A 14,262-nucleotide genomic window follows, 5' to 3' on the forward strand; every position below is an offset into this window, starting at 1 on the left:
CGCGGGCCACAGCATTTGCCCGGTCGATTTCAGGAGTGCCTTCGCCATGACCAGTTTTGCCGAAAGGGTTTCGCTGGCAGCCGGGGCAGTCAGGCAGCTGTTTCCCGAGACGCCGCTGCAGGAGAACGACTATCTCTCGCGCAAGACTGGCGCACGCGTGCTGTTGAAGCGCGAAGACCTGACGCCGGTGCGCTCCTACAAGATCCGCGGCGCGTTGAACTTCTTCCGCAAGACGCTTGCCGCCGGCAATGAGGCCGAGCTGTTCGTCTGTGCGTCGGCCGGCAATCACGCCCAGGGTTTTGCCTTCGTCTGCCGGCATTTCGCCAAGCGGGGCGTGGTGTTCATGCCGGTGACGACGCCACAGCAGAAGATCGACAAGACGCGGCTGTTCGGTGGCGAGTTCGTCGAGATCAAGCTCGTCGGCGATTTCTTCGACGACTGCTATCGCGCCGCCCTGGAGTTTTGCGAAAGCTCGGGCGGCCACATGGTGCCGCCTTTCGACCACAAGGACATCATCGAAGGCCAGGCGACAGTGGCGCTCGAGATCGCCGCCCAGATGCCGAATGGGCGTGCACCCGACATGGTGCTGCTGCCGGTCGGCGGCGGCGGATTGTCGGCCGGCGTGACGCGCTATTTCGCCGAGACGGGTGCTGCACCACGCTTCGTCTTCTGCGAGCCGGCGGGTGCGCCCAGCCTGCGCGACAGCCTCGCCACCGGCAAACGGGTCAAGCTCGCCAAGGTCGACAATTTCGTCGACGGTGCGGCCGTCGGCGAGCTCGGTCGCGAGCCGCTGCGCCTGCTCAAGGATTTTCCGGCCGACAGCGTCCATCTGGTTCCGGAGAACCGCCTCTGTGCCACGATGATCGAGATGCTCAATATCGAGGGCGTGGTGCTGGAACCTGCCGGTGCCTTGGCGATCGACACGCTCAAGGACTTTTCCAAGAAAGAGCTCAAGGGCAAGACCGTGGTGGCGGTGGTGTCGGGCGGTAATTTCGACTTCGAGCGCCTGCCCGACGTCAAGGAGCGGGCGCTGCGCTTCGAGGGGTTGAAGAAATACTTCATCATCCGCTTCCCCCAGCGGCCCGGCGCGCTGCGTGATTTCCTCGAGCTCATGGGCCCGGACGACGACATCACGCGTTTCGAATATCTCAAGAAGTCGGCACGCAATTTCGGCTCGGTGCTGATCGGCATCGAAACCAAGGACCGGCGCAACTTCGACCTGCTCAAGGCGCGTTTCGATGTCGAGGGCGTGCAGTACCAGGACATCACCGACAACGAGACGCTGGGCGGCTTCATCATATGAGCGTGTTCGTCGCGCTGTTTTCCGGCATCAATGTCGGCGGCAACCGCCTCGTCAGGATGGCTGAACTCAGGACATTCTTCGAAGAGCTCGGCTTTGCCGACGTTGCGACCTACATCCAGAGCGGCAACGTGGTGTTCGGAGCCGAGGCTTCCGAAGCCGGTCCACTGACCGAGCGCATCGAGGCGGCGTTCGAAAAGCGCTGGGGCTTTCGCTCGCGGATCATGGTGCGCGACCTCGGCTGGCTCGAGGCGCTGGTGGCAAGCAATCCTTATCCCGAAGTGGCAGATGATCCGACCAGGCTGCATGCGAGCGCGCTGGAGCGTGAGCCGACCGCCGAAGAGATCGCGCGGCTGGCGGAGCGCTGCACCGGTCCTGAAAGCTTCGCGGTCAAGGGCGACGTTCTCTACCTTCACGCCCCCGATGGTCTCGGCAAGTCAAAGTTCGCCGAGGTGCTGCCGCGCACCCTGAAGGTGCCGGGCACGATGCGCAACTGGCGCACCGTGCTGACCTTGCTCGACATGGCCCGGAAGGCCTGAGCCTCCCCGACGTGTTCTGCTGTCGAAATCGGTCCCGGTTTCGGGCTGGCGCTGTTACCAGCTGCCGATATTGGGCATCGACAGCCAGGGTTCCGCCGGGGTCTGGCGCTCACCCTTCTGCAGCAGTTCGATCGAGATGCCGTCGGGCGACTTGATGAAGGCCATGTTGCCGTCGCGGGGCGGGCGATTGATGGTGACACCCTTGTTCATCAGGTCTTGGCAGGTGGCGTAGATGTCGTCGACCTCATAAGCGAGGTGGCCGAAATTGCGGCCGCCCTGATAGTCTTCCGTGTCCCAGTTGAAAGTCAGTTCGAGCAGCGGCGTCTGGCGCTCGCTGCCGGCGCCGACGTCTTCGTCGGCGGCGAGGAAGATCAGCGTGTAGCGACCCTTTTCGTTGGTGGAGCGACGGATCTCCTTCATGCCGAACTTGTTGCAGTAGAAGTCCAGTGAGGCGTCGACGTCTTTGACGCGGACCATGGTGTGCAGATAGCGCATCGCTGTTCCTTGGGTTGGGGTTCGGCGCGATACATAGGGCGCGGCCCGCACGCTCGGCAACCATGGCAGTGCGTTTTCTGCGGAACTGGCGCGAAGCTTGTGGCTATCCGGGGGGCAAGTCGAAAAATGGCCGGTCGGCCCTTGCGTAAGACCAAAACGGAAGTGTTAATCTTATCTCAAGAATCAGTAATGGCGTTTGCAAGGAAAGGGGGCGTTCTGATGGGGGAAAAGGCCTCTCTCGTGGTGCAGAACGGCACTGGCCGTGACGCTTTCGAGCTCGACGACAGCCACGACGGTGTCGGTCTGGTCGAGCTTTCGGGCGCCATCAAATGGTTTGACGTGGCCAAGGGCTACGGCTTCATTCTTCCCGACAACGGAATTGGCAGCGACGTGCTGCTGCATGTCACCTGCCTGCGCCGCGACGGCTTCCAGACGGCGCTCGAAGGCGCCCGCGTCGTTTGCCTCGTCAAGCAGGGCGACCGCGGCCTGCAGGCCTTCCGCGTGCTCTCCATCGACAATTCGACCGCAGTGCACCCCGCCGAAATGCAGGAACAGCGCACCCATGTCTCGGTCACGCCGGAAAGCGGGCTCGAGCGCGCGCTGGTCAAGTGGTTCAACCGTACCAAGGGTTTTGGCTTCCTGACGCGCGGTGAAGGCACCGAGGACATCTTCGTCCACATGGAAACGCTGCGTCGCTTCGGCGTCACCGAGCTTCGGCCGGGGCAGGTGGTGCTGGTTCGTTTCGGCAAGGGCGACAAAGGCCTTATGGCTGCCGAAATTCACCCCGATCTAGGGACCTTGCCGGTTTCGCACTAGGTTTCAGGTGAAGCCGGCCTGCAAATGGCGGCTTTCTGCGCTTCCGGCGCTCACGGACCTGAATGTCAGCTCTGCTCCGGTTCTCGAAATCCACCATTTTCGGATCGGCCTGACCAGAAACGCGAACGCGCCCCGAAGATGGATTTGATGATCAAACGTAAATCGCTGCTGGCCGGAGCCCTCGGCGCTGCATTGTTTGCGGCGCCGGCTTTTGTCGTTTCATTGGTTGCCACCGGGGCCAGCATTGCCCAGGAGGCGATGAAGCTGCCGGTCGATGCCGAGCCACTGATCGCTGCCACCGCCAGGGGCGACGTGCCGTTCCGTATCGAGATTGCTGACGAACCGGGCGAACGCTCGATGGGACTGATGTTCCGCAAGGACCTTGCCGACGACCAGGGCATGCTGTTCGTGTTCGAGCAGACCCAGCCGGTCGGCTTCTGGATGAAGAACACGCCATTGCCGCTCGACCTGGTCTTTATCGGTCCCGACGGCAAGGTGCTCGACGTCCTGCCGGGCACGCCATTTTCGGAAGCGGTCATCGCACCCGATCAGCCGGCGCGCTTCGTGCTCGAACTCAAGGCCGGCACGGCAGCCAGGTCAGGCATTGCCGACGGCGTCAGGCTCAGGCATCGCGCAATCACGGCTGCCGCCGGCAATCCGGGCTGACGCCAGACCTGGGCCAAAGACCATTCGGAGCAACGATGGCTATCGATCATTTTTCCCATGAAGGTTTCGACCTGGCGTTTCTCGACCTGCCGCCGGCGGGCGCCGGCAGCGGCGAGCCGGTGCTGATGATCCATGGCTTTGCCTCCAGCCACTTCGTGAACTGGGTGTCGCCGGGCTGGTTCAAGACGCTGACCGAAGCCGGATACCGCGCCATCGCCTTCGATCATCGCGGCCATGGCGGCTCGACCAAGAGTTACAACGAGGCCGACTACACGCCGAGCAAGATGGCCAGCGATGCGGTGGCCCTGCTCGACCATCTCGGCATCGAGCGTGCCCATGTCATGGGCTATTCGATGGGCGCGCGCGTCTCGGCGTTCATGGCGCTGGAGGCGCCCGACCGGGTGGCGACGCTGGTGTTTGGCGGGCTCGGCATCGGCATGGTCGACGGTGTCGGCGACTGGGACCCGATCGCCGCCGCACTGCTGGCTGAGGACCCTGCTGCGATCACACAGCCGCGGGCCAGGATGTTCCGCGCCTTCGCCGACCAGACGCGCAGCGACAAAAAGGCACTCGCCGCCTGCATTTCGACCTCACGCGAACTGGTGACCGACAACGACATCAGGCGCATCATGCAGCCGACCTTGGTCGCCGTCGGCACCAAGGACGATATCGCCGGCTCTCCCGAGGAACTGGCACGCCTGATGCCGCATGGCGAAAGCTTCGATATCGAAGGCCGCGACCACATGTTGGCCGTCGGCGACAGGACGTTCAAGAAGCGCGTTCTGGAGTTTTATGCCGAGCACCCGCTCTGAGCGTCAGCCGCCAAGTTTTGTCAGCGAGCGCTCCATGTTGGCTCGTGCTTCGGCTTCGAACCGCGTCACGAAGATGTCGGTATGGAAAATACGAGGCCGCGCCAGGAAATTGCGCAGCACCGCACCGCGACCGGCGCACCAGTCGGTGTCGCTGACCCAGCCATATTCGCGCCTGACGGCGTCTTCATAGGCGTCGAAGATGTCAGCCGGGGCACCGAGGATCGACAGATCCATGTCGAGCAAAAGGGCTGCGTCGACCTTGGCTGCCGCATCTTCGAAGGCAGGCACCTCATGGCTGGCGGTGGCCTCGATCATCCTGACGATGCCGGCGAGGCGAGCGGCGTCGACCCGCCCATTGAGCCGGTCGGCGGCCAGCGCTGCACTTTGCGCCTCATTGTCCTTGGCGCGGCTGTCATAGATCGCGTCATGGAACCAGATCGCCGCCTCGACCGCCTCGGCATCGGCGAACTGGGCGCGGTACTCCGTCAGCAGCCCCAGCAAAGCCTCGATGTGGCGGATGCCGTGGTAATGGCGGTCGTCGGCCTGATAGAGGGCGGTCAGTTCCGCCTTGGTGGCGTCGTCGATCAAAGACATGTCACCGCCCCTTGAACACGGGTGTGCGCCGGCCGGCAAAGGCGGCGCGGCCCTCGACATAGTCGTCGCTGAGAAAGGTGGCGTCGCCGGCGGCCCGGGCGAGGGCCGTGTCGCCTGCGTCACGGCTCAACACCGCGCGGATTGCCGCCTTGGAGGCGCGCACCGACAGGGGCGCATTCTCGGCAATTGTCCTGCTGATCTCGCCGACGCGGGCATCGAAAAGCTCGGGGTCGACGGTTTCGAGCAGGAACCCTGCAGAGAGGGCTGCCTGCGCATCGATGCGGCCGGCGGTGTAGGTGAGATATCTCGCCATCTGCGGTCCGGCGGCCCAGACGATGTCGCCCATCGCGTCCTGCGGGTAGGCGAGGCCAAGGCGTGCCGCGGGCACGGCAAACAGGGCGTCCGGCGTGGCGATGCGCAGGTCGCAGGCCGCCGCCAGGCCGAAGCCGCCGCCGAAGCAGATGCCGCGGATCGCCGCGATGACGGGAATGGCGCTGTTGCGCAGGGCGGCGAAGGCCGCCGAATTTGTCGCCTCATAGGCGCGTGCACTGTTGGCATCGCCGCGCAATGTATCGAATTCGGAGATGTCGGCGCCGGCGGAAAAGTCCTGGCCCGTGCCGCTGAGGACGATGACACGGATGTCAGGATTGGACGACAACAGGAGGACATGACGGGCCAGGTCGACCCACATCGCCTGGGTGACGGCGTTCTTGCGCGACGGGCGATTGATGACGATCGTGGCAACGCCACCGGCCGTTGTGACCAGCAAGGGTTCAGTTTCCATGACGCCTTGAATATCCGCGAACCAAATCCACTTGATCGAGCACTAAGGAAAATTGAGTTCAATCGTGCTAACATCTGGCTTATATGTCCCGCGCGGGAATGCACAAGCCGGCAGTGAACGGAGACCGTCGATGAACACCATATCCGCAGCGCGCCCAAGCTCGGTGAAGCCGGTCGATCCGATCTGGCGATCGGTGCGCGACGAAGCGACCGATGCGGTTGCGGGCGACCCGCTGCTGGCGGCATTTCTTTATGCCACGATCCTGAACCAGGACACGCTCGAGGAAGCGGTGATCCACCGTCTGGCCGAGCGCCTGGCGCATCAGGATCTCGGCGCCGACCTGATCCGCCAGACCTTCTATGCCATGCTGGAAGATCGGCCGGAGTGGAGCGACACGGTGCGCACCGACATCCAGGCCTATTACGATCGCGATCCCGCCTGCGACCGCTATCTGATGCCCGTGCTCTACTTCAAGGGCTTCCACGCCATCCAGACGCATCGCCTGGCGCACTGGCTGTGGAACCGCGGCCGCAAGGATTTCGCGCTCTATCTGCAGAGCCGCTCGTCCTCGGTTTTCCAGACCGACATCAACCCGGCCGCGCGCATGGGCAAGGGCATCTTCATCGATCATGCCACCGGTCTCGTCGTCGGTGAAACCGCCGTCGTCGAGGACGACGTCTCGATCCTGCATGGCGTGACGCTGGGCGGCACCGGCAAGGCCGGGGGCGACCGCCACCCAAAGATTCGCTACGGCGTGCTGATCGGCGCCGGCGCCAAGATCCTCGGCAACATCGAGGTCGGCCACTGCTCCAAGATCGCCGCGGGTTCGGTGGTGCTGTCGCCGGTGCCGCACAACAAGACGGTGGCGGGTGTTCCGGCGCGCGTCGTCGGCGAAACCGGCTGCGACCGACCGTCGAGCCAGATGGACCAGCTGCTGCCGTCGCAGACCATGGATCACGTCGTCAGCTTCGATATCTGAGATTGCGTGCCGGCGCCCGTGACGGGCGCTGGCGCGATTTGCGCGGGGGTAAGCCAAGCCTTGCCTTTACAGCGCCATGGTTGGCGTGTCAGAAGCGCGTCTCTTAACGACAAGCCGGAGAAGCCAGTTGAAGCCGGAAGAAATCCGAAAACTCGACGCCTATTTCAAGCGCCAGTTCCAGAACCCCAACCTTCAGGTCAAGGCACGTCCGCGCAAGGACGACTCGGCTGAGGTCTATATCGGCGACGAATTCCTCGGCATCGTTTTCAAGGACGAGGACGACGGCGACTACAATTTCTCGATGGCGATCCTCGACGTCGATCTGGGCTGACCAATCGCTCGGCCCCTGCGCCGCGCGGCGACGTTCGCGCGGCAGCTACTTCACGTGCAGCATGGCATTCGCCTTGGCGATCACCGCCCGGTCCAGCGCACGCCACTCTCCCAGAAGCTCCCTCGGAAATCTGTAGGTCAGGCTCAGATCCTTGCCGACGAAGACGTCGCGCTCGCAAGGCGCGAGCGATTCCTCAGCCTCCGTGCCGCTGAGGCAGCGAGCGACGAAGGGTGGTTCGCCGTTGCGCGCGGCAACCGCAAGCACCTCGTTGAGATAGCCTGAGTTCTCGGTGAAGCCGAACAGCGTCATGCCTTCGGGGCCCGGTACGCCTGGCTTGACGGTCAGTTCGCTGTAGATTGGCGCAAGACGGCCGCTCATGTCGCGGGTCATCATGCGCGGTTCTAGGCTGAGAAAGACGATGCGCTTGTGGCCGTCGAGATTGTTGAATGCCGGCCGTGCCGCCTCGCTGTAGCCGTCCATTTCGGGCCAGCGCAGATAGAGATCGAGGCGCCCGGCAATGCCGTCGCGGCGGGCCTTCTCGAAGCGGATCATGTTGGCGGGGGCTGAAATGACGTCGTTGCCGATGACGATTTCGCGCGGTGCGACCTCATCTGTGTAGCCGGCCATGGCGATGGTCTGGCCGAACCAGCGGCCGCCCAGACTGATCGCCACCGAAAGTATGGCGAGCACGGCAAAGCCGTAGAAGACCTTCATCATCAGCGCCGAATCGACGACGTCGAAACCGGAATTGTCGGCCGTCTCTTGCTTCATCTGATGTCTCCAGAGCGGCCACGGCTGGCATTTGCCTTCGCGTCATGCGCCTTGCCGGGCCGGTAACCCCAGCTCCCGTCCGTTCGGGAGCCCCATATCTGTTCGACATTGCGTGCGCATGGTTAATGGCGCGTTAAGGCCGTGTTGCGCGCTTGCCTTGTGGCCATGCGCTCCATAGGTTGCGCGCGCCAAAGAAAAGGAATTGACGATGCCGCTTTACGCAATCGACGGGGTTGAGCCGCAGTTCGAGGACCGCGCCACCAGCTGGATCGCGCCCGATGCGGCAGTGGTTGGCGATGTCAGGATCGGGCGCGACGTCGGCATCTGGTTCGGCACAGCCATCCGCGGCGACCGCGAGCCGATCACCATCGGCGCCCGCAGCAATGTCCAGGAACATACAGTAATGCACACCGATCCGGGCTTTCCGCTCACAATCGGCGAGGGCTGCACCATCGGCCACAGGGCTATCCTGCATGGCTGCACGGTCGGCGACAATTCGCTGATCGGCATGGGCGCGATCGTGCTCAATGGCGCCAGGATCGGCAGGAACTGCCTTGTCGGTGCCGGTGCACTGGTGACAGAAGGCAAGGAATTTCCCGACAACTCGCTGATTGTCGGCTCCCCCGCCAAGGTGATCCGCACACTCGATGACGCAGCCGCCGACCGGCTGCGCAAGTCCGCGGACGATTACGTCGCCAACCAGCGCCGGTTTTCCGGCGGGCTGAAGAAGCGCGAGGACTAGGCGAGACGGCCGACTCGCGAAGGCTGCGCCGCGCGGCGCAGCGACGCCAGGCTTCTGAACACAGCCGCTGCGTTTCGGCACTTTCGCAGCCAGGGAAACTCATCCCCGCGACCGCGGGCTTATCTTGAGCCTGACCACCTTGCCCGGCGGCATTTCGTTTGCACCCTGGCTTGCCTGAAAAGGCGGAGCCGGCCCGGGGATGGGCCGGCTCCTAGACCCGGTCGTTGGGGACGGGGAGGGTGGGGACGCGACCGGGTTTTCTCACCAGCGCATGCCCCCGAAAACCGGGGCCGATTTTCGGAAGGCCATGCACCGATTCAAAGGGCTGCGGCTGCCTTGGCGCGCCTCTCATGGGGTGCGCCCGGGGCTGCAGCGCTTAGCGAACCGACGCCACCGCGTCGGCGCGGCCGTCGTTGATCGCAATCCAGACGCCCGAGTTCCGCTCCGACTGGCGCTTGAGATACGTGTATTCGGTCTCGTCCCAAGCCAGGACCCTCGTGTCGAGGTTGTCGAGGATGTATTCGCCGAGGCTGGTTCGCACCGTCAGGACTGCATGGCCGTCGCCATTGGGCTGGCGCACGACGGTGATCAGCAGATTGCCGGCGGGGACGCCCAGCTCCATCAGCTTGCGGCGCTTTTCCAGAACATAGTCCTCGCAGTCGCCGGCGCCGTTGTCGGGATAGGACCAGACTTCTTCCTGGCCCCACATTTCCATGTCGGTGCGCGGCGCGACGTCGGTGTTGACCTTGTCGTTGATGGCAATCATCGCCTTCCACAGGCCGCGGGTCAGCTCGACCGGCTTGCTGTTTGCGGTCTTTTCATTGCACTCGATCGGCGAGCGCTTGCACAGCTCATAGTGGCCGACCGGCTGCGTGGTGCGGCCGTTGGTCTGCATGACTGCCGGTGTCGCCATGGCGGCGCTGACGGCGCCTGCCTGAATTGTCGTGGCCAGAAGCAGAAGCCATCCCCGACGCATGTTCATTTTGTTGTCTCCCCGTTTGAGGTGACAATGACAGGTCCGGATTTATTTGACGCAAAACTGCGAAGTAGATGTTGAGTAAAAACAAAGGAGAAATTGCGGAAACAAAGAATAGAATAATAATAAAACTTTCGGCAAATTTGATTACATTTTTATCGAATTTGGCATGACGAAGCTGCGTGCCGCCGGGATCGGGCAATCAGTTCCGAGTGGCGCGCCTGTTTCGCGGGCTTGAGTGGTAAGCCCGGTTTGTCCGGAGCTGCCTCTCCGCTTCGTCATCCCAGAGGCTTGCCCCGAGGATCCTTGCCGTCAGGGTGAGGAATGTGGGGCGGGTGGAAGAGCAGGCGTTTTGAACCGTTAGGGTCTCGGCGTCGCTGTGCTCCTGCTCCGCCCTGGGAAAGGGCGAGTGGTCGCGGGGTTGAATGGTGTTCGACTGCAGAGTGCGTCTCCGGTCGTCATCCTGGGAGGCTTGCCTCGAGGATTCATGCCGTGATGGGTGAGGAGCGTGATGCAGGGGAGGTGACGCCGGAGAGGCAGTCGCGGGCTTATCTGTGCTGGAATGAAACAGCAGTCGAGCCGCTGCCGTTGTTCTGGAACGCTACGCTTGTGCGCTTTCGGATGTGCCTGGGTCAAAATGCAAACAGCCTGACATTCGGTGGAAGGTCAGGCTGTGCCTTTTTATGAAAACTGGGCGCAGTCAGGTGCGCGGGCGGTTGAACTCGGTGTCGAGCGATTCCGGGCGCTGGATGACGGCGAATTCGATGGCGACGCCGTCTTCGAAGTGGCGGACGATCTGTCCGCGCATGGTACCGAGCGTGACCTGGACGCCGATCGCCGGCTTGACCTCGATCTCGATGGCAGCACCTGAAAGCGACAGGTCGATGATGCGGCAGGGATATTGCCGGCCATCCATGAGCTGCAGCGCACTGATCGGATTGCGCGGGGCGACGCGCTCGTGGCGGCGGTCTTCCGGCAGGTCGAGTTCGTGCTTGTTGGCAAGCCAGGTCAACTGGGCCGCCAGCTTGTCCTTCTTGCGCTCGGAGGCGATGACGGTCATGGCGAAGCCGTCCGATAGCGTGCGGGTGATGACGCCCTCGACGCGGCCGATATGGTCGATATAGGCAATGACTTTTTCGCCTGCGGCGCCTGAGCGGTCGGTGCGGAAGGCGACGTTGCCGGGCGACATGTCGACGACCTGGCCGGCATGCTCGGTTCGATCCTCGAGCATGAAGCGACCATAGATCTTCACGCGAACGCGCTGGAAGTTGCGTCGTTCCGCCCGTGACGGCGCGTAGTCAATCGCCGCTGGCCTCATGTTACCCTCATATCTGCAAACTCCCGCCGAACCGCATCGGGGAGCTATTGGGCGAAACTAGCGCCAAAGAGGTTAACAAAACGCCTAGCAGCGGGCCTCTGGGGTGGCCCGCTTGCGCTATTCTTCGCGTCCGCCTTCGAGAACGAACAGGTGGCGTATCCGGCGCGCGCCATCGAGCGGGCTCGGCTCGCCGGAAAGGGCGCTATCGCTCGGTGCGAGCGACGGCACGGTGACCGCCGGACGGTTCTTGAGGAACATCGGCTCCAGGTCCGGATCGACGACGCGCACGCTTTCGATGGAGGCGTCGGTGAGCGGATCGGAGCCGAGCCAGAACGGCCGGTCGACGCTCGACAGGACGCCCAGGCTGCGCGGGTTTTCGACGCCGCCATCGAGCGGCAGCAGAAGCATTTCGAAGCTCGTTGCGCGCAGGCTGGAGGTGAAGCCTTCGAAGTTGATCACCACCACGGACTTCTGCTGGAACACGCCATAGGCAAGGCGTGCCATCAGCCTTTGGTCCTTCTGACGCCACAGCGAGGGGAACGAAAAGCCCTTGAGCTCGCGGCCGAAAGTGGCGCACAGCCGGGTGCCGGCGAGGCGGAAGACCGCTTCGCCGCGGGTGTCGCGTTCGAGGATGAAAGTGTCTGCAAGCAGGGCCTTGATCTCGGCCGGCTCGACTTCCGTACGTTTAGGTGCGGGTCGGCCGTCGCGAAGGCGGTTCCAATATTGGAACAGTGCCAGCGATCCTTTCTGTTTCATATTGCTCCGCTCCGAGCGTTTCTGTGCCTGATGTGCCATCTCTGGACAGAATCGCTTCATTCTTGAGGACTACATGAGGCGCGGAGCAGGACGCGTGCCAGTCTTGGTAATAGTTGTTAACGGGTCGGGATCGTTAAGGTTAACAAAGGGTTTACGTTGCTGTGCCCAGGCTTACGTGGCACGTTCCATTCACTCCATGAAGTGGCCGCGCAGGCGCGGTCGGCAGCACTTCAGTCAAGAGTTACTTTTGGGGACGGGCAGGGGGGCTCGACCAGCCGTCCAGGGGCAACCCTGGGCGGCTTCTTTTTTGCGCTTTCGGCCGGCCTGCACTAGATGGAACGAGGCTGGCGCACGCCGGACCACAAACGAATCGGAAGTGCATGAGCGAACCAGCAAGACAGAACGACGCGCCTGAGATCATCGAGGCCGAGCCGCAGCGCCGCGAACCGGTGTTCAACCTGCCAGCCATCGTCATTGCGATCATCGGCGCCTGCGTGGCGATTCATCTGATCCGTGTCTATATCCTCAGCTCCGACCAGGATTTTGCCCTGGTGGTACGGGCGGCTTTCATTCCGATCCGCTATTCGGGCCAATACGATCTCGAGATCTGGGCTTTCACCAGCCCGCTGACCTATGCCTTCCTGCATGGCGGCTTCGCCCACCTGATCATCAACATGGTGTGGTTGGCAGCGTTCGGCTCGCCGCTTGCCAACCGACTCGGGGTCGCTCGGTTCTCGGCGTTCTTCGCCGTCACGACGCTTGCGGCGGTGGCGCTGCACTATGTGCTGCATTCGACTGATGCCTCGCCGCTCGTCGGCGCCTCGGGCGCGATTTCAGGCATGATGGGGGCTGCCGCGCGTTTCAGCTTCCAGGTCGACCGTTCGCAAGGCAAGCCGGCTTTTGCAGGCGCGCCGCTGCCGATCCGCGATGTCTTCCGCTCACGGACGGCAATGACCTTCTTGGGCGTGTGGATGGTCATCAACCTGGTCACCGGGATCGTCGGTTTCACCCCTGGCGTCGACAATCAGATCGCTTGGGAAGCCCATATAGGCGGCTTCCTGGCGGGCTTTCTGGGCATCAGGTTTTTCGACCGCAGGCGCGAGTTTGCCTGAGCGCGTTTTACTTGAAATGCGACCCAATGCAGCGCACGATGCAGTTGGCCCGGTGGGCCGGCATGGAGTGTTTTGACTGATCGACAGCAGCAGGAGGCCACGATGACTGTGAAGGCAATTCTCGAGAAGAAGGGCCACGACGTTTTTACCATTGGGCCCAATGTACAGCTGTCGGAAGCGGTTCGCATTCTTGCCGAACACCGTATCGGTGCCCTGGTCGTGACCAATGGCGACCGCAAGATCGTCGGCATCCTGTCCGAGCGCGACGTCGTCCGTATCATCGGCAAGGAAGGTGGTGCCGCCCTTGAAAAGGCGGTGCGCGACGTGATGACCCCCAAGGTCAAGATCTGCAACGAGAACCACACGGTCAACCAGGTCATGGAGATCATGACGGTCGGCCGATTCCGCCACCTGCCTGTCGAGCGCGACGGTTATCTCTACGGCATCGTGTCGATCGGCGACGTGGTCAAGCGCCGCATCGAGGATGTCGAGCGGGAGGCAGAGGAAATCAAGGCCTACATCGCCACCGCCTGAGCTCAGGAGCACGCAGGGCTTGCGCCGGCCAGGACTGATCCCGGCCGGCGATGCCGCCTTTTACCTGTTGTCGAGTTCGGAGCGGACGAGTTCGAGTCCGCGCCGTGTGATGCGATAGGGGCCGCCATCGGAAGAAGAAACAGCCTTCTTTCGCTTCAGTTTCCTGAAAAGGTCGAGATCGAAGCCCGGATAGCGCCAGCCATCGCGGGTGAGGCAGATGGCTGCCTCGATCTTGCTCTTGTCGTTCTTCTCGATTTCGATACGTCCGCCCTGGGCGAGCAGGTGGAGGATGCGCTGTTCCGTGCGCGAGATGTCCATTTTTGATGTCCTGGAAAACCTGACCGATGGGCCAAAGAAAAATGCCGCCGCCGCGAGAACTCACGGCACGGGGTTTCAGGTTTTCACGCCCCGCCTTCAGGAGAAGGCTGGGGCCTCAGCAGGACTCAGACGAATAGAACATCCACACTCCATAGGGATGGCCAGGATATAGCAACGAAGCAGGCGAAATGCCAGCCCACCGACCCCGCGCGGTCGGGTTGCTGGCTGGCGGATCTGTTGCCGCTGCCGGCATCGCTGCAACAAGACTTGACATTACTTCATACCGGCACGGGTTCCGAACTGGGATGACTGGTCGCGTCGGGTGCAACGCCCGGTGGGGCGGGGCGCCCATCTCAGGCCTTGGAGTGCGCATGTCCGCAAAGATAGATACTGCACCGGTTGCTTTCCGCATGTCGCTG

Annotated in this window: 18 protein-coding genes; 10 read left to right on the forward strand and 8 right to left on the reverse strand. The window is 62.8% G+C overall.

Going from position 1 to position 14,262, the window contains the following annotated elements:
- Window positions 1-46 precede the first annotated feature (46 nt).
- Window positions 47-1,303: a threonine ammonia-lyase IlvA gene (ilvA, locus tag IG197_RS27150; RefSeq protein ID WP_154384025.1), complete on the forward strand. Its 1,257-nt coding sequence runs from the start codon at window positions 47-49 to the stop codon at window positions 1,301-1,303.
- On the forward strand, window positions 1,300-1,839 hold the full coding sequence (locus IG197_RS27155) for a DUF1697 domain-containing protein (protein ID WP_192316014.1): 540 nt from the start codon (window positions 1,300-1,302) through the stop codon (window positions 1,837-1,839). The genes ilvA and IG197_RS27155 overlap by 4 nt, the downstream gene beginning before the upstream one ends.
- A gap of 54 nt (window positions 1,840-1,893) precedes the next feature.
- On the opposite strand, the gene gloA is transcribed toward IG197_RS27155, so the two are convergent.
- Window positions 1,894-2,334, reverse strand: a complete 441-nt coding sequence (gloA, locus tag IG197_RS27160) for a lactoylglutathione lyase (protein ID WP_067961516.1) — start codon at window positions 2,332-2,334, stop codon at window positions 1,894-1,896.
- A gap of 219 nt (window positions 2,335-2,553) precedes the next feature.
- On the opposite strand from gloA, the gene IG197_RS27165 reads away from it, so the two are divergent.
- The 3 genes from IG197_RS27165 to IG197_RS27175 all read left to right on the forward strand — a co-directional run bounded on the left by IG197_RS27165 (window position 2,554) and on the right by IG197_RS27175 (window position 4,628).
- The gene (locus IG197_RS27165; protein ID WP_067961518.1) at window positions 2,554-3,150 is read left to right on the forward strand and encodes a cold-shock protein; all 597 of its coding nucleotides are present in this window, start codon (window positions 2,554-2,556) and stop codon (window positions 3,148-3,150) included.
- A 147-nt stretch (window positions 3,151-3,297) separates the two neighbouring features.
- Window positions 3,298-3,816 carry a DUF192 domain-containing protein gene (locus IG197_RS27170; protein ID WP_192316016.1) on the forward strand — a complete coding sequence of 173 codons (519 nt, stop codon included), beginning with the start codon at window positions 3,298-3,300 and terminating at the stop codon, window positions 3,814-3,816.
- A 41-nt stretch (window positions 3,817-3,857) separates the two neighbouring features.
- On the forward strand, window positions 3,858-4,628 hold the full coding sequence (locus tag IG197_RS27175; RefSeq protein WP_169808381.1) for an alpha/beta fold hydrolase: 771 nt from the start codon (window positions 3,858-3,860) through the stop codon (window positions 4,626-4,628).
- 3 nt (window positions 4,629-4,631) lie between these two features.
- Here IG197_RS27175 and IG197_RS27180 read toward each other — a convergent pair whose 3' ends face one another.
- Both IG197_RS27180 and IG197_RS27185 read right to left on the reverse strand, forming a co-directional pair.
- A complete protein-coding gene (locus IG197_RS27180) occupies window positions 4,632-5,222 on the reverse strand; it encodes a hypothetical protein (protein ID WP_192316018.1) in 591 nt (196 codons plus the stop codon).
- A 1-nt stretch (window position 5,223) separates the two neighbouring features.
- Complete coding sequence (locus tag IG197_RS27185; protein ID WP_192316020.1) at window positions 5,224-6,006, reverse strand: enoyl-CoA hydratase-related protein; 783 nt, start codon at window positions 6,004-6,006, stop codon at window positions 5,224-5,226.
- A 130-nt stretch (window positions 6,007-6,136) separates the two neighbouring features.
- Between IG197_RS27185 and cysE the strand changes: the two genes are divergently transcribed.
- On the forward strand, window positions 6,137-6,985 hold the full coding sequence (gene cysE / locus IG197_RS27190) for a serine O-acetyltransferase (RefSeq protein ID WP_067961524.1): 849 nt from the start codon (window positions 6,137-6,139) through the stop codon (window positions 6,983-6,985).
- Window positions 6,986-7,112: 127 nt separating this feature from the next.
- Window positions 7,113-7,316, forward strand: a complete 204-nt coding sequence (locus IG197_RS27195) for a DUF3126 family protein (RefSeq protein WP_067961526.1) — start codon at window positions 7,113-7,115, stop codon at window positions 7,314-7,316.
- A gap of 45 nt (window positions 7,317-7,361) precedes the next feature.
- On the opposite strand, the gene IG197_RS27200 is transcribed toward IG197_RS27195, so the two are convergent.
- Window positions 7,362-8,087, reverse strand: a complete 726-nt coding sequence (locus tag IG197_RS27200; protein WP_067961527.1) for a hypothetical protein — start codon at window positions 8,085-8,087, stop codon at window positions 7,362-7,364.
- A gap of 208 nt (window positions 8,088-8,295) precedes the next feature.
- Here IG197_RS27200 and IG197_RS27205 point away from each other — a divergent pair, with 208 nt between their 5' ends.
- The gene (locus IG197_RS27205) at window positions 8,296-8,829 is read left to right on the forward strand and encodes a gamma carbonic anhydrase family protein (RefSeq protein WP_067961529.1); all 534 of its coding nucleotides are present in this window, start codon (window positions 8,296-8,298) and stop codon (window positions 8,827-8,829) included.
- A gap of 376 nt (window positions 8,830-9,205) precedes the next feature.
- Here the strand turns inward: IG197_RS27205 and IG197_RS27210 are convergent, their stop codons facing one another.
- From IG197_RS27210 to IG197_RS27220, 3 genes are all read right to left on the reverse strand, one after another.
- The gene (locus IG197_RS27210; protein ID WP_192316022.1) at window positions 9,206-9,811 is read right to left on the reverse strand and encodes a transglutaminase-like cysteine peptidase; all 606 of its coding nucleotides are present in this window, start codon (window positions 9,809-9,811) and stop codon (window positions 9,206-9,208) included.
- 694 nt (window positions 9,812-10,505) lie between these two features.
- Entirely contained in the window at window positions 10,506-11,123 is a 618-nt protein-coding gene (locus IG197_RS27215) for a PilZ domain-containing protein (protein ID WP_067961533.1), read from the reverse strand.
- 117 nt (window positions 11,124-11,240) lie between these two features.
- The gene (locus IG197_RS27220) at window positions 11,241-11,879 is read right to left on the reverse strand and encodes a PAS domain-containing protein (protein ID WP_192316024.1); all 639 of its coding nucleotides are present in this window, start codon (window positions 11,877-11,879) and stop codon (window positions 11,241-11,243) included.
- A 380-nt stretch (window positions 11,880-12,259) separates the two neighbouring features.
- Between IG197_RS27220 and IG197_RS27225 the strand changes: the two genes are divergently transcribed.
- Together IG197_RS27225 and IG197_RS27230 are read left to right on the forward strand one after the other, a co-directional pair.
- Window positions 12,260-12,991: a rhomboid family intramembrane serine protease gene (locus IG197_RS27225; RefSeq protein ID WP_192316025.1), complete on the forward strand. Its 732-nt coding sequence runs from the start codon at window positions 12,260-12,262 to the stop codon at window positions 12,989-12,991.
- Between the two features lie 102 nt (window positions 12,992-13,093).
- The gene (locus IG197_RS27230; protein WP_067961538.1) at window positions 13,094-13,525 is read left to right on the forward strand and encodes a CBS domain-containing protein; all 432 of its coding nucleotides are present in this window, start codon (window positions 13,094-13,096) and stop codon (window positions 13,523-13,525) included.
- A gap of 60 nt (window positions 13,526-13,585) precedes the next feature.
- Here the strand turns inward: IG197_RS27230 and IG197_RS27235 are convergent, their stop codons facing one another.
- Window positions 13,586-13,843, reverse strand: a complete 258-nt coding sequence (locus IG197_RS27235; protein WP_067961539.1) for a YjhX family toxin — start codon at window positions 13,841-13,843, stop codon at window positions 13,586-13,588.
- Window positions 13,844-14,262: the final 419 nt, after the last annotated feature.

Origin of the sequence: Aminobacter sp. SR38 (assembly GCF_014843375.1) — a bacterium.
In the GTDB taxonomy this organism is placed as follows: Bacteria; Pseudomonadota; Alphaproteobacteria; order Rhizobiales; family Rhizobiaceae; genus Aminobacter; species Aminobacter ciceronei.

Bases quoted from the DNA above. Each gene is read 5' to 3' on its own strand.
- ilvA (WP_154384025.1), top strand. From the start codon at position 47: ATGACCAGTTTTGCCGAAAGGGTTTCGCTGGCAGCCGGGGCAGTCAGG.
- IG197_RS27155 (WP_192316014.1), top strand. From the start codon at position 1,300: ATGAGCGTGTTCGTCGCGCTGTTTTCCGGCATCAATGTCGGCGGCAAC.
- gloA (WP_067961516.1), bottom strand. From the start codon at position 2,334: ATGCGCTATCTGCACACCATGGTCCGCGTCAAAGACGTCGACGCCTCA.
- IG197_RS27165 (WP_067961518.1), top strand. From the start codon at position 2,554: ATGGGGGAAAAGGCCTCTCTCGTGGTGCAGAACGGCACTGGCCGTGAC.
- IG197_RS27170 (WP_192316016.1), top strand. From the start codon at position 3,298: ATGATCAAACGTAAATCGCTGCTGGCCGGAGCCCTCGGCGCTGCATTG.
- IG197_RS27180 (WP_192316018.1), bottom strand. From the start codon at position 5,222: ATGTCTTTGATCGACGACGCCACCAAGGCGGAACTGACCGCCCTCTAT.
- IG197_RS27185 (WP_192316020.1), bottom strand. From the start codon at position 6,006: ATGGAAACTGAACCCTTGCTGGTCACAACGGCCGGTGGCGTTGCCACG.
- cysE (WP_067961524.1), top strand. From the start codon at position 6,137: ATGAACACCATATCCGCAGCGCGCCCAAGCTCGGTGAAGCCGGTCGAT.
- IG197_RS27200 (WP_067961527.1), bottom strand. From the start codon at position 8,087: ATGAAGCAAGAGACGGCCGACAATTCCGGTTTCGACGTCGTCGATTCG.
- IG197_RS27205 (WP_067961529.1), top strand. From the start codon at position 8,296: ATGCCGCTTTACGCAATCGACGGGGTTGAGCCGCAGTTCGAGGACCGC.
- IG197_RS27210 (WP_192316022.1), bottom strand. From the start codon at position 9,811: ATGAACATGCGTCGGGGATGGCTTCTGCTTCTGGCCACGACAATTCAG.
- IG197_RS27215 (WP_067961533.1), bottom strand. From the start codon at position 11,123: ATGAGGCCAGCGGCGATTGACTACGCGCCGTCACGGGCGGAACGACGC.
- IG197_RS27220 (WP_192316024.1), bottom strand. From the start codon at position 11,879: ATGAAACAGAAAGGATCGCTGGCACTGTTCCAATATTGGAACCGCCTT.
- IG197_RS27225 (WP_192316025.1), top strand. From the start codon at position 12,260: ATGAGCGAACCAGCAAGACAGAACGACGCGCCTGAGATCATCGAGGCC.
- IG197_RS27230 (WP_067961538.1), top strand. From the start codon at position 13,094: ATGACTGTGAAGGCAATTCTCGAGAAGAAGGGCCACGACGTTTTTACC.
- IG197_RS27235 (WP_067961539.1), bottom strand. From the start codon at position 13,843: ATGGACATCTCGCGCACGGAACAGCGCATCCTCCACCTGCTCGCCCAG.